This window comes from Maribacter sp. 1_2014MBL_MicDiv (assembly GCF_001865655.1).
GTDB classification, from domain to species: Bacteria; Bacteroidota; Bacteroidia; order Flavobacteriales; family Flavobacteriaceae; genus Maribacter; species Maribacter dokdonensis.
The window spans coordinates 1385255-1398664 of sequence record NZ_CP011318.1 but is presented as its reverse complement, the minus strand read 5'-3'; the positions used below and the strand labels follow the sequence as shown (position 1 = coordinate 1398664).

The following is a 13410-nucleotide window of genomic DNA, read 5'->3' as shown; positions in this document are numbered from 1 at the left end:
TGGCATAGACCTTGCTTTTGGTACCAAGATGAATTACAATAATTTTACCATAGTAGTATGTATGTTTTTAAGTGTTTTTTGCTTTGGGCAAGATTCATTAAAAACTATTGTTGCAGAACCTGGTGACGGTATATTGTCACTGTTAAGAAAGCAAGGTGTTGACCCCTATGAAGTGTTCGATGAATTTGTGTTGTTGAACAATGATAATTTACGCGATAGTGTACATCTTATTGCGGGTAGAACATACATTATGCCAGCTGTAAAATTAGATACTGTGGCAATTGTAGATTCCCTGCAGATACAGTCTAAGGAAATTAAGGAATTGGAAAGTGTTTCTTACGATATATTTGGTGAGAAACATAAAAATGTCATTGAGAAAAGTGAGCGACTAAAAGGTACTATATATTATTTGGTGAGCGGTCATGGCGGTCCTGATCCCGGGGCAATGGGCATATATGCCGGTAAGGCCATTGCAGAAGATGAATACGCATATGACATAACCTTGCGTTTGGCAAAAGAATTGCTTTCCCATGGTGCAAAAGTCTATATTATTATACAAGATCCCAATGACGGTATTAGAGATGATTTTATTTTAGAGATCGACCATGATGAGGTGGCTTATTTAGACAAAACAATACCTTTAAATCAAGTTGCGAGATTAAAGCAGCGTGTAGAAATTGTAAATGATTTATATAAATCTAATAAAGGCAACTATCAAAGATTGATAGTTACACATGTAGATAGTAGAAGTGAGGGGCAGAACATAGATGTGTTTTTTTATCACCATGAGCATAGTAAAAATGGTAAAAGGTTGGCGCAAAGTATTCATAAGACCTTTGAAGCCAAGTATAAGAAATACCAACCAAACCGAACCTACTCTGGTACTTTTGAGGATAGAACCTCTCTTTATTTGGTAAAAAAGACTCACCCTGCTATGACCTTTATTGAAATTGGTAATATTAGAAATGCCAAAGATCAAGTAAGGATCGTGGATCCAGATAATAGGCAGGCATTGGCAAAATGGATCAGTGAAGGGGTGTTGCTGGATTATGAAGGGGAATAGAACTACTACTAACTGTCTAAATTGTTCTGCTATAAAAAAAACCTTTACGGTTGTTATGTCCGTAAAGGTTAATATATAAGATTGCAATTAAATCAGTAGATATCTAGTTTAAATCTGCTACTAAAACATCCCAATTTTGAAATTCTCCTTCTGCCACTTCTTCTTGTTGACCGTATAGAATATATATTTTTCCATTGATTACGGTCATAGAATGAATGGTTTCATTTTCAGAACTTGTTAGGTTAGTGCTCAATTCAGTGAATTCATTGTTTAATGTATTGTACACCCCTAAATAAGGATCATTGTCAACCTGAGTTAAAAATCCGTCAGGGTTACCATCTGCATCGGCATCATCTGTAAATGTTTTAATTTGTCCTCCCACAATTATTAAGTTTTCATGTTTACCGGTGTAGGTAAAATGGACAGATGATGGCATGGTTTCAGTGCTCAAATCCCCTGTTTCAAAATCATAGATATAAATAGTATTTTTTGCATTTTGACCAACGAACTCTTCTGTACCGCCAAAAACATATAGTTTGCTTTGGACGGTTTCTGCGCGGGCGCCACTTCTAATTTCTGGCATGGTAGTTTCAAGAGAAAGTGATGAATTAAGATCATCCCATTTATAAATTTCATTACCAACATTTTGTGTGTCGCCAAGAGATCCGCCTACGATAAAAATTTCGTCGTTTATTACGGCAGACCCATGTCTAGATAATGCAATCTGACCTTCATAAGAAGCACTGGTAGGATTTGTCTGTAAGCCTAAATCATATGTATTTATATATTGCCCGCCAACTACTTTTAGTTTATTGTCTATAATATGAAGTTGTTTTGAAACAAAATCTCCTTGAAAAAATAATTGATCAGTGAGGTTGCCGTTTTCAAGATCGAATTTTGAGACACGTTCTGGATTCATGGATTCTGAACCTCTCATGCCATCTTCCCTGGTTACAATATAGATACTATTGCTGCTATTTGATCCTGTCATTCCTGGGGACATCCCGCTAACTGCATTTGATGGATAGGTGAAGGCAGGTGAAAAAGATAATGTTTCGGTAGGTACTTGTACATAGTCCTCCACTGTTTTTGGGCTAAGTATAATATCAATAGTTGATGAACCTTCGCCTAAAACGGTTCCTGTAATTGTATTTTCGTCTACATAGGTAAATGTAAAACCAGGGCTTTCCAAGTTAGCGCTACTTTCACTAACAAAATCAAAAGATGTTTTAAAAGGAGATTCATAATAATCTACCAAGGTTTCCTCTATTGTTGTAGCCTCGGTTTCAATGAAATTTCCAGGTCTCCATTCTAATGTACCGTTAAAGTCTGTTTTAGAACCTGCAAATACTTCATTGATGAAAATAAGCTCGTCGTCAATAACATTAAAATTATTTGAAATATTAAAAGTCCCTGAATTATTGGTCAAAATAGCTTCAGTAATTTTCCATGTTTGTTGATTTCCATTTGTAAGGGAGTTTATGACAGTTTCCCTTTCTTCGGCTAAAACAACTGTGGGGTCTGTAACTTCCTCTTCTGGCTCTTCAATCTGTTCTTGTTCTTGTTGTTCATTTTCGGTTACCTCGGTTTCGTCTTTATCACAACTGATAATAAAAAGAGTTAATACAGTAAAGAAAAAGTGCTTTAATACGTTGGTTTTCATTTTTGGTATAGTTTTAAATTAACATTTATAAATGTAAAATTGTAGATACCGGAGAACAATACCCGTTATTGGGTAATTTTAAAACTTAGACCTACTTATAGTAACTAATAGGTGTCGTAAATTTTTTTTAAATGTGAAGAAATAAAAAGGCGCCAATAATTTAAGCGGCTATATGTTTTAGGTAATATTGGTATAGGTCTTTTGGATTTGCGCCTAAACGATATTTTAAGTGGATCATGCCAAAATGATACTGTAGTCTAATCATGCCGCGTTCTTCGTACCTTCTGGCAGAAGTGGTTACAGCAGAAGAAATTACCTTAAATGGTTTTAGTTTATAGACTCTCTGAATAAATTCATTGTCTTCATACACAATATAGCTTTCATTAAAACCATCCAGATGGTGAAAAAGTTTACGGGTAATGAAAAGTGATTGATCACCACCTCTACAAATGTGGTGGTTTATACGGGTGCACCAAGAAAAGAATTTTAAAAACCTACTGTTGCTGTTAAAGCGCATTTGAAAGCATCCTACTTCAAATCCTTTTTTGAATTCTTGAATGATCTCTTTGTCAAAACCCTCTGGGGGTAAAGTATCAACATGTAAAAAATAGAGAATTTCACCGTTGGCATTTGTAGCACCAAAGTTCATTTGTGCAGCACGCCCTTTTTTGCTTTTTAATACTGTGGCTCCGTATGCTTCAGCATTAGTAATTGTTTGGTCCGTGCTACCGCCATCAATGACTAATATTTCTTTAATGCACTTGGTTCGTGCATTGGCAGAAATGGAGAAAAGCACATCTTTAATGTACTTTTCTTCATTTAATACTGGTATAATAATGCTAATGGTTGGCTGTGGGGTACTCATAAATCAATACTTGCTAACTTATGGTAGTCAAATACTGGAGTACCTTACAGTTGCTTGATCAATTCCTTGAATAATTTCACCATTTTTGGTTCTGTTTTTTCGGCAATGGAAATAATTTCACCTATATCAACAGGTTTTAGGTTATCTGGGTCGCACTCATCGGTTAAAACAGAAACGGCCACTATGGGTAATGATAAGTGATTGGCAACTATGACCTCTGGTACGGTACTCATACCTACTGCATCTGCTCCTATTAATTTGATCATCCTGTATTCTGCCCTAGTTTCCAATTGAGGTCCTACAACAGATGCATACACACCGCTTTTCAATGAAATGTCATGCTCTTTTGCAATGGCGGTAAGTTTGTTGCGCATATCTACATCGTAAGGTTCAGACATATCTGCAAAACGTTCGCCAAATTCGCTTACACCTTTAAATGCCAATGGAGAGCCTCCTTGAAGGTTAATATGATCTTCTATCAACATCATATCTCCTTTCTTAAAATCTAGGTTTACCGCACCAGCGGCGTTAGAGATGAACAGTTTTGAAATACCTAACATATGCATTACGCGAATTGGGTAGGTAATGTCTAGAAAGTCATACCCCTCATAAAGGTGAAAACGACCTTGCATGACCACAACTTTTTTTCCGGATATGGTTCCATAGACTAATTTTCCGGTATGAAATTCTACGGTGGCCAATGGAAAAAATGGAATGTGGTTATAATGGGCATCTATGGGATCTTCAATACTATCTACTAATTTTCCTAATCCTGTGCCCAGTACAATACCAATTTCTGGGTTGTCAAAACCTTTGTTCTTAAGGTAAGCTACAGACTCTAAAAGTTCTTCTTTCATCATTTTTTCATATGTTTTAAAAAAGGGGCAAAGGCTTCAATATCCTTTATGTCCTCATAATAATCAACGTCGTTTTTTGTTTCTAAAAGGGCGGTTGTTTCATTTTTCAGGTCTGCTAAGGTGTCCTTTAAAACGGTTTCCGTTCCCCATGATTTATTTTTAAAAAGTTCGGGCATAAATTTTTTCATGCCCAATAAATAATATCCTCCATCTTCTGCAGGACCTATTACAAAATCGTTTTTCTCTAAAGCCTTAAATGCATCTTCTAAATCATCTTGAGAAAGGTCTAGCATATCACTGCCAATGATAATGATTTTTTGATATTCGTTATGAAATCCTTCTTGAAAGGCATTTGCCATACGAATGCCAAGGTCATCGCCTATTTGTATTTTTTTATCAAACTTAGAATTGTCCCAAACATCGTTATTCCAAATTTCTTCAGAGTAATACACCTGTTTTTCGGCATAAAGATTTTTGGTAATGGCTACCGTGTGCGCTAATAAAAATTTGTAAATATCAAATGCGGCTTGGTCACCTACAGTTGCAGCTAAACGCCTTTTGCCTTTACCAAGTTCTGGGTTTCTGGTGAAAATAAGCAAAAGGTTGTTTGAGTTTGCGAGAGTGAAATCTATAATTTTCTCGTCTTTTTCCGTCTTATTGTTTTGTAATATTCCCAATCTGATTCTTTAAATTTTCCTAACTCCTAACTCCTAACTCCTAACTCCTAACTAGTACACCTTAATTCCTTCTTGTAAAAGTTTGCCCCAATGCTTGCTAAAAGCATGAACACTATCGGTAGGTATTTCTTTGTCGTTAAAAACTTGTCCGCCTTTATTTTTCCAATCAAAAATCCCTCCGTAAAGATTTAGAATTTTGGTATACCCTAATTCTTTTAATTTCTCGCCAATATCTTCTGAGCGAACACCAATAGAACAGTATACTATAATAGGTTGTGTTTTGTTAGGTAAAGATTCTAGAACTTTTTGCTCGTCAAATGTTTTGTATCCTACCCAAATGGCATTTTTTAGGTGACTTACCTCAAATTCTTCTTTTTCCCTTGTATCTAAGTATGCAATAGAATCGGTAATCGGTAGATTATCAAAATATACATAAGGTATAGTACCTTGGTTCCAAGAATTCAAAGCCTTTGTAATTTTGTCTTGACCTAAGCTTTTATTAGAGAAGTGTAATAAAATCACAAGACAGAATATTAATTTAGAAATTAGTATTTTCATCTTTACAAAGGTACTATAATTAGATTTCAAGAAGTGCCGGTTGAAAAGTGAATTTATGGTTAAAACTTTGCAAAATAATGGCTTACAGGTGTTTGTCTTTATAATGGGTATTTTAATAACTAGTTGTAAACAAGACGTTAAACAAGAAGCCTTCACGGAAGATGTAGAGCCAACAGGGTATTATATAGAACCCTATAGATCTCAATATCATTATACACCAGAAGAAAAATGGATGAACGATCCAAACGGACTTGTTTATACTGATGGGGAATATCATTTGTTCTATCAATATTACCCGGATAGTACCGTTTGGGGACCCATGCATTGGGGTCATGCGGTAAGTAAAGATATGATGAAATGGAAGCACAAGCCGGTTGCGCTTTTTCCAGATGAACATGGATTTATATTTTCTGGTAGTGCCGTTATGGACCATAATAACACTTCGGGTTTTGGCACGGAAGATAAGACGGCAATGGTGGCTATTTTTACCTATCATGACATGGGGGGCGAGCAAGCAGGTAAAAAAGATTTTCAAACTCAGGGCATTGCCTATAGCTTAGATAATGGTGATGGTTGGACCAAGTATGAAGGTAACCCTGTAATCGGTAATACCGGCATTAAAGACTTTAGGGATCCCAAAGTGTTTTGGAACGATAAGGCAGAAACTTGGACAATGCTACTAGTGGCAGGTGATCATTTGCAAATATGGAACTCTCCTAATTTAAAAGAGTGGGAAAAAGTTAGTGAGTTTGGTAAAGAGCAAGGTGCTCATGGAGGTGTTTGGGAATGTCCAGATTTATTTCCGTTGAAGATTGAAGGTACAAATGAGATAAAATGGGTATTATTGATCAGTATAAATCCGGGTGCACCAAATGGGGGTAGTGGTACGCAATATTTTATAGGAGATTTTGATGGAGAAACATTTACCTCGGACCAAGTGGAGCATAAGTGGATAGATTTAGGTAGGGATAATTATGCAGGAGTAACCTATAACGATGCACCTAATGATGAACGTGTTTTTATTGGATGGATGAGCAATTGGGACTATGCAAGAGATACACCTACCGATAAATGGCGAAGTGCAATGACAGTGCCTAGAGAATTGACCTTGCGGAAAGTAAATGATGACGTGTTGTTGTACAACTATCCATTAGAAAGTTTTGAGAGGCACGTAGCAATGGCTTATCCGGAAAGTGTTTTGGAAATCTTGCCTACGAGAAAAAGAATTATGCCTCTTAAATATGGAAACCAGAGTAAAATACAGTTTACGCTTTCTGTGCCCAATGCGCAAATGTACTTTAGAAATAAAAATGGCGATAGCGTGAGTATAGATGTTGATAGGGACAAGAAAGTTGTCACTTTTGACCGAAGAAAATCGGGTAAGATAGATTTTAGTGAAAAATTTGCTCCTGGTGTTCAACAAATGAAGATTCCGAATATACCGGACGGACCTATAGAAATAATGATGCTTTTAGACCATTCTTCGTTAGAGCTATTCATCAATGAGGGTCAGTATGTGATGACCAATCAAATTTTCCCCAATGAGTTTTTTAGGGCTTTGACCATTGTGAACAATTCAGAAAATGAATTAAAAATTGAAGATTTTACAGAACATAAGGTAGAACGGGTTTGGGATTAACATGTTGTAAAATCATTGTATGGATTGCGCCTATTTAATTTACGCTAAAATTTAATCTTTATTTACTTTCTATCTATTGGTAGAAGTTTGCTTCACTATATTGTGTTAATATCGGCTAAAGTAGTCTTTAGTCGGTATTAACAGTACCGCTCCTAATTTGATTTGCAAATTTTCACTGGAAGCTCTACAATTTGTCTACTTACAACTTATAAAGTGAAAAATACAGCTGTAATGGTATGTAGGTTGGCTATCCTTGTATATTTTTGGTGTAGAAAAGAAAGGGATGTAAACAAAAAAATCCTTACCGTTAAGTAAGGATTTATTGTGGTGCCTCCAGGAATCGAACCAGGGACACATGGATTTTCAGTCCATTGCTCTACCAACTGAGCTAAGGCACCATGCTTGCTGTAAGCGGGTGCAAATATAATTTCAATTTTATGATTTCCAAACTAAATCGTAAAAAAAGAAAAATGTTTTTTTAATTTTTAATCTTTGCAACATGAATTTAATTGTTGATGCGGGTAATACAAATGTCAAATTAGCGATCTTTAAAAAGTCGGAAATAATTCATTTAGAGACTGTTGTTGTAGATTTGTTTGTTGAGGCGGTAAAAAGAATTTTCAAGGAATTTCCTAAAATAGAATTTTCAATAATTTCTAGTGTAGGGTCAATTTCAAAGGACCAGATTAAGGTTTTGGCTATTTTTAGTGAACTTCATGAGCTTAGTCATGCGTCAAAAGTGCCGTTTAAGAACTCATATGCCTCTCCACAAACTTTGGGTGTAGATCGTTTGGCCTTGGCTACGGCTGCCTATTATTATAATCCACATCAAAATAATTTGGTTATTGATGCCGGAACCTGTGTTACGTATGATATGATCAATGATTTTGATGAGTACCTAGGCGGCGCAATTTCCCCGGGCTTGCAAATGCGGTACAATGCTATGCATTACCAAACATCTAAATTGCCATTACTTGAAAAAAAGGAGCTGTTAGACTACATTGGCAACACCACAGAAAACTGTCTACACAGTGGGGCGGTAAATGGAATTACACTGGAAATAGACGGTGTCATTGATCTTTACAAAGCAAGATTTAAAAATTTAACAGTTATTTTAACCGGTGGAGACACACTATTTTTGTCTAAACGATTAAAAAATACCATATTTGCGGATTCCAAATTTCTCCTGAAAGGGCTTAATTATTTGCTGGAATACAACAAGCACTAAATGATCAGAAAAATTGTAATTACAATTGTATACATAACCACTATTGGTTTGTACGCTCAAGATGGTACTGTTTCTCCTTATTCTTTTTATGGAATAGGTGACTTAAAAAATAACAGTACGGTAGAAAATCAAATGATGGGAGGTATTGGTGTATATGCCGATAGTATTCATATCAATTTAAAAAACCCAGCGGCTTTTGGTAAGTTAGGTCTAGAAGTTATGGATAGGGAAGGATTGGTGACCTATACCGCAGGAGTCTCCAATAAACAATTTACGCTTAAAAGTTTCACAGCAGAAGAGGAAAGCTCTATTACAAGTTTAGATTACTTGGCACTTGGTTTTAGTGTAGGTAAAGGTTTGGGTATGGGGTTTGGTATAATGCCATATTCTTCGGTAGGATATAATTTGGTTGATGATCGTACCGAAACAGGCGGGTCGTTAACTAATGTTTATACTGGTGAGGGTGGTTTAACCCGCGCTTTTTATTCAATTGGGTATGAAATTGTAAAAGACTTAAGTATAGGTGCTACCGTTAATTTCAATTTTGGTACACTTGAAAGTGAAAGGTTGCAGCAAATAGAAGATGTGCAGTTTGGTACATTTGATAGGCGTTCATCTAGAGTAAATGGTTTTGATTTCAACTATGCTTTAAATTATACGCCTTTGATCAAGGGTAGGCAAAGACTTCATACATCGGTTCGTGTGAACACCCAAGGTAATTTGGTTTCCAAGAATGATAGGCAATTGGGTTCTTTTTCAGTAGCCAGTGGTGTAACCATAGAAGAGCTAGAGGTGAATTTGGCTGCTCAGAATTTAGAGAATACAGAATTAAAGATGCCGACCACTACTACTTTGGGTATTGGTTATGGTGAAGATTATAAATGGTTTGTGGGTGCAGAATATAGTTTTCAAGAAATGAGTTCTTTTGAAAATGCTTTCTTGGGTTCTGCTAATGTGGCGTATGAAGATGCAAGTTCATTTGCCTTTGGTGCCTTTCTAACCCCTGATCATGATTCATTTACAAGTTATTTAAAAAGGGTTACCTACCGTGCAGGTCTACGTTTAGATAAGACGGGTATGTTGGTGAACGATGTTGATATAAATAACTTTGGCATAACTTTTGGATTAGGCTTACCACTGGGCAGAAGTTTCTCTAACCTTAACTTAGGTTTTGAGTTTGGTAGAAGAGGGACTACTAGGGCGGATTTGATTGAAGAAAGCTATTTTAAATTTAATGTAGGTCTCTCATTGAACGATCGTTGGTTCCAGAAAAGAAAAATCAATTAATAAAAATTTAGTACATTAACCATTTTAAAAAGAGAAAAAATGAAATCGAAACTTTACTTCACGGCAATTATGTTCCTTGGGATGATGGGAGTGAGCAATGCGCAGGCGCAAAACCCTGAATGTATGACCAACCTGTCAATATTTTCCGAGCATGCAAAAGTTAAAAATTATGAAGCGGCCTATGAGCCATGGAAAATGGTTTATGAAACATGTCCTCAATTAAACAATGCTATATATGTTTATGGTGAGCGTATCCTAAAAGATAAGGTAGATAAGGCTACAGGTGCAGACAAAGAAAAGTTTGCCAACGATCTTATGGGGCTTTATGACAATAAGCTTAAACATTTTTCATCTAAAACTAGTCCGGGTGAAACAATGGTAGATAAGGCATTGGTAATGTACGATAACAAAATGGCAGATGATGCTAAGATGTACAGTATGTTAAGCGAGGCATTTACAAAAGATGAAGCTAATTTTACAAACCCAAAGGCTTTATATATCTATTTCTCTAGTTTGGTTGATGAGCACAAAGCAGGTAGAAAAAATCTACAAGAAGTTTTTGATGTATATGACGCAGTTACCGAAAAAATAGAAACTGAAAATGAAAAGCTTACAGGTAAAATAGCTAAGCTTTTACCAAAAGAAGAAGCTGGTACTTTAACTTCAAAAGAAAAGTCTCGTTTAAAGTCTTATAACTCTTACTCTGAGGTTTATGGTAAGATTGCTGGTAGTATTGATTCTAAATTAGGTCCATTGGCAGATTGTAGTAACCTTATTCCTTTATATGAAAAGAGTTTTGAAGAGAAAAAGGGTGATGTTGTTTGGGTAAAAAGAGCGGTAGGTCTTATGTTCAACAAAGAGTGTACAGATGATCCAATGTTCCAAAAGTTATTTGAAGCACAATTGTCTCTAGATCCATCTGCAGATGCTTATGTTTACGGTGGTACTTTAAAAATGAAGAACGGAGATAGTTCTGGTGCCCTTGCGGATTTTGATAAGGCATTATCTCTAGAAACAGATAACGATAAGAAATCTAAGATCGCTTACAAAGTTGCAGTGATCAATAAAAGAAAAGGTAGTAAGTCTACTGCACGTAAATACGCTCAAAAAGCTATTGATGCTAACCCGTCAAATGGTCGTGCATATCTTTTAATTGCTAACTTGTACGCAACAAGTGCTAACGATTGTGGTAGCTCAGCGTTTGAAAAGAGAGCAATTTACTGGAAAGCTGCGGATATGGCTAGACAAGCAGGAAGAGTGGATCCTTCATTAGGAGGTTCAGCTAGTCAAGCGGCAAACAGTTACAGTGCTAAGGCTCCAACTAAAGAAATGATCTTTAGTTCAGGTATGGCCGGTAAGACCGTTACGTTCAACTGTTGGGTTGGTGGTAGCGTGAAAGTACCTTCTTTATAGAGAAAATGAAACAGATTTATAATTTTAGAGGCATTGCCGTGGTATGTACCATGGCAATGCTTTTTTTATCTTGTCAAGATAATTACAAGAGAGTGGGTGAAGAAGCGGTAAAGAAAATTTACCCCAGGGGTGTAGTAGAGGATTTTGTGCTGACCTATACTGAAACACCTGAAAAATTAGGATCTGAAGATGACGGTTCGTCTAGGGTAATGGCAGTATTATCCGGACCGATCAGAAACGATTTTGAGCAGCTTTCATTTCCGTATCAAACTTTTCCAGAAGGTCTGCTGGTGGAAATTTTTAACGAGAAAAATGAAAAAACAACGATAGAGGCAGATTATGGAGTATTGTACTCTAAGACTTCTATTGTAGATTTGCGTGGTAATGTGCTTATAAAAGGAGATGACGGTAAAAAGCTAGCTACATCACAGCTATATTATGATCGTGGTAATGAGTGGGCTTTTACCCAAGAAAAATTTACGTTTACCAATCCAGATGACGGTACTGAAATGGATGGTGAAGGTATGGATATACAAAAAGACCTGAAGTTTTTAAATGCACATAAAACCTATGGTTTAATGTTGATCAAAGAAGAAGATAAAGAAGAAAAAAATGATTAATATTTTAAGATATACAGAGTATTTGTACGTTATAGTCGCGGGCTTTTCTATCTATAGAATAATAACGGATTGGAATACCGATCGAAGTATGGCGTATTTCTTTATATTTTTTGCCGTAATTTCAATAGGTATGTTCTTGTTTAGACGAAATTATAGAAAGAAATTTGAACAGCGTAAGCGTGATAATCAAAATAAATAGTGGGTACAGCCGGTATTATCATTATACTTTCCTTGATTTTTTCAGCATTTTTCTCAGGAATGGAAATTGCCTTTATTTCTGCGAACAAAATTCATATTGAAATTGAGAAAAAACAAGAGGGCTTTTTAGCAACTGTACTGACAAGGTTAACTAAAAAACCATCAAAATTTATAGCTACCATGCTTATTGGTAACAATATAGCATTGGTAATTTATGGACTTTTCATGGGAGAATTGCTCATGAACTGGTTCACTGAAATAGTGCCCGATAATGCAATTTTGCAGTTGTTGATTACAGATTTTAGTTTGTTGACCCAAACTTTGATATCTACGTTCATCATTTTGATTACCGCTGAATTTTTACCTAAAGTACTATTTCAGATTTATGCCAATAACCTTTTGAAATTATTGGCGATACCTGCATTTTTATTTTATATACTTTTTTCATTTATATCCGACTTTATTATTTGGGTGTCCGATATTATTTTGAAGTACGTATTTGGTACATCAGGTGATGAGGTCCAATTGGCATTTAGCAAGTTAGAGTTGGGAGATTACATTACCGAGCAAATGGAAACGGTAGAGGAGGAAGATGAAGTAGATACTGAAATACAGATTTTTCAGAATGCTTTAGAGTTTGCAGCTGTAAAGGCTAGGGAAGTTATGGTGCCTAGAACTGAAATAGTTGCGGTAGAAATGCATGAAACTCCAAAAAACTTGGCGAAATTGTTTACGGAAACGGGCTATTCTAAAATACTGGTATATAATGATACCGTAGATAATGTTATAGGCTATGTACACTCTTATGAGCTTTTTAAAAAACCTAAGACAATTAAAAGTATTTTACTGCCGGTTGAATTTGTGCCGGAGACCATGCTTATTCAAGATATATTGAATGTTCTCATCAAAAAACGAAAAAGTATAGCTGTTGTTTTAGATGAATACGGCGGTACCTCTGGTTTGGTAACGGTAGAAGATATTGTTGAAGAACTTTTTGGTGAGATCGAAGATGAGCATGATACTACGGATTTAAGGGAAGAGCGGGTAGATGAGCGTCATTATTTGTTCTCTGCAAGGTTAGAAGTAGATGATATCAATGAAAATTATAAATTAAGTCTTCCTGTATCAGATGAATATGAGACCCTTGGTGGGCTTTTAGTGCATACTTTGGGTGAAATACCTGAGAAAGAGGTAGAGCTTACTATAGAGCAATATAAGTTTACCGTGTTGGAAGTTTCTAACACAAAAATAGATTTGATTTCCATAGAAGTTTTGGAAGAGGAATAACAGTGCATCAATCAATAAATTAGGTGGCTTATTAGTTTTTATTATTTCAATTAAA

13 protein-coding genes and 1 tRNA gene are annotated in these 13410 nt (G+C 35.8%); 8 read left to right on the top strand and 6 right to left on the bottom strand.

Annotated features, from left to right (window positions below; genetic code table 11):
- The first annotated feature begins 61 nt into the window (after nt 1–61).
- Nucleotides 62–1063, top strand: coding sequence for an N-acetylmuramoyl-L-alanine amidase family protein (locus YQ22_RS05760; protein WP_232231322.1), 1002 nt, complete (start codon nt 62–64; stop codon nt 1061–1063).
- Between the two features lie 103 nt (nt 1064–1166).
- On the opposite strand, the gene YQ22_RS05755 is transcribed toward YQ22_RS05760, so the two are convergent.
- From YQ22_RS05755 to YQ22_RS05735, 5 genes are all read right to left on the bottom strand, one after another.
- Nucleotides 1167–2726: a Kelch repeat-containing protein gene (locus YQ22_RS05755; RefSeq protein WP_071340410.1), complete on the bottom strand. Its 1560-nt coding sequence runs from the start codon at nt 2724–2726 to the stop codon at nt 1167–1169.
- A 160-nt stretch (nt 2727–2886) separates the two neighbouring features.
- Nucleotides 2887–3591 carry a TIGR04283 family arsenosugar biosynthesis glycosyltransferase gene (locus YQ22_RS05750; protein ID WP_071340409.1) on the bottom strand — a complete coding sequence of 235 codons (705 nt, stop codon included), beginning with the start codon at nt 3589–3591 and terminating at the stop codon, nt 2887–2889.
- A gap of 44 nt (nt 3592–3635) precedes the next feature.
- Nucleotides 3636–4451: a purine-nucleoside phosphorylase gene (locus tag YQ22_RS05745; RefSeq protein WP_058105036.1), complete on the bottom strand. Its 816-nt coding sequence runs from the start codon at nt 4449–4451 to the stop codon at nt 3636–3638.
- Nucleotides 4448–5119 (bottom strand): TIGR04282 family arsenosugar biosynthesis glycosyltransferase, encoded by a 672-nt coding sequence (locus tag YQ22_RS05740; RefSeq protein ID WP_232231390.1) that lies wholly within the window; start codon nt 5117–5119, stop codon nt 4448–4450. Before YQ22_RS05740 ends, YQ22_RS05745 begins: the two co-directional genes overlap by 4 nt.
- A gap of 57 nt (nt 5120–5176) precedes the next feature.
- Entirely contained in the window at nt 5177–5647 is a 471-nt protein-coding gene (locus tag YQ22_RS05735; RefSeq protein ID WP_232231321.1) for a rhodanese-like domain-containing protein, read from the bottom strand.
- Between the two features lie 91 nt (nt 5648–5738).
- Here YQ22_RS05735 and YQ22_RS05730 point away from each other — a divergent pair, with 91 nt between their 5' ends.
- Nucleotides 5739–7322 (top strand): glycoside hydrolase family 32 protein, encoded by a 1584-nt coding sequence (locus tag YQ22_RS05730; protein WP_071342514.1) that lies wholly within the window; start codon nt 5739–5741, stop codon nt 7320–7322.
- 325 nt (nt 7323–7647) lie between these two features.
- On the opposite strand, the gene YQ22_RS05725 is transcribed toward YQ22_RS05730, so the two are convergent.
- Nucleotides 7648–7720: transfer RNA gene (locus YQ22_RS05725), tRNA-Phe, on the bottom strand.
- Nucleotides 7721–7821: 101 nt separating this feature from the next.
- On the opposite strand from YQ22_RS05725, the gene YQ22_RS05720 reads away from it, so the two are divergent.
- Genes YQ22_RS05720 through YQ22_RS05695 form a run of 6 tightly spaced genes read left to right on the top strand, consistent with a single transcriptional unit; the run spans nt 7822 to nt 13355 of the window.
- Complete coding sequence (locus YQ22_RS05720) at nt 7822–8550, top strand: type III pantothenate kinase (protein ID WP_071340407.1); 729 nt, start codon at nt 7822–7824, stop codon at nt 8548–8550.
- A complete protein-coding gene (locus tag YQ22_RS05715) occupies nt 8551–9837 on the top strand; it encodes a hypothetical protein (RefSeq protein ID WP_071340406.1) in 1287 nt (428 codons plus the stop codon).
- A 39-nt stretch (nt 9838–9876) separates the two neighbouring features.
- Complete coding sequence (locus YQ22_RS05710) at nt 9877–11250, top strand: hypothetical protein (RefSeq protein ID WP_071340405.1); 1374 nt, start codon at nt 9877–9879, stop codon at nt 11248–11250.
- A 5-nt stretch (nt 11251–11255) separates the two neighbouring features.
- Nucleotides 11256–11870, top strand: a complete 615-nt coding sequence (gene lptC / locus YQ22_RS05705; RefSeq protein WP_071340404.1) for an LPS export ABC transporter periplasmic protein LptC — start codon at nt 11256–11258, stop codon at nt 11868–11870.
- The gene (locus tag YQ22_RS05700) at nt 11863–12069 is read left to right on the top strand and encodes a hypothetical protein (protein ID WP_058105041.1); all 207 of its coding nucleotides are present in this window, start codon (nt 11863–11865) and stop codon (nt 12067–12069) included. Before lptC ends, YQ22_RS05700 begins: the two co-directional genes overlap by 8 nt.
- A gap of 59 nt (nt 12070–12128) precedes the next feature.
- Entirely contained in the window at nt 12129–13355 is a 1227-nt protein-coding gene (locus tag YQ22_RS05695; protein ID WP_058105144.1) for a hemolysin family protein, read from the top strand.
- The last annotated feature ends 55 nt before the right edge of the window (nt 13356–13410 follow it).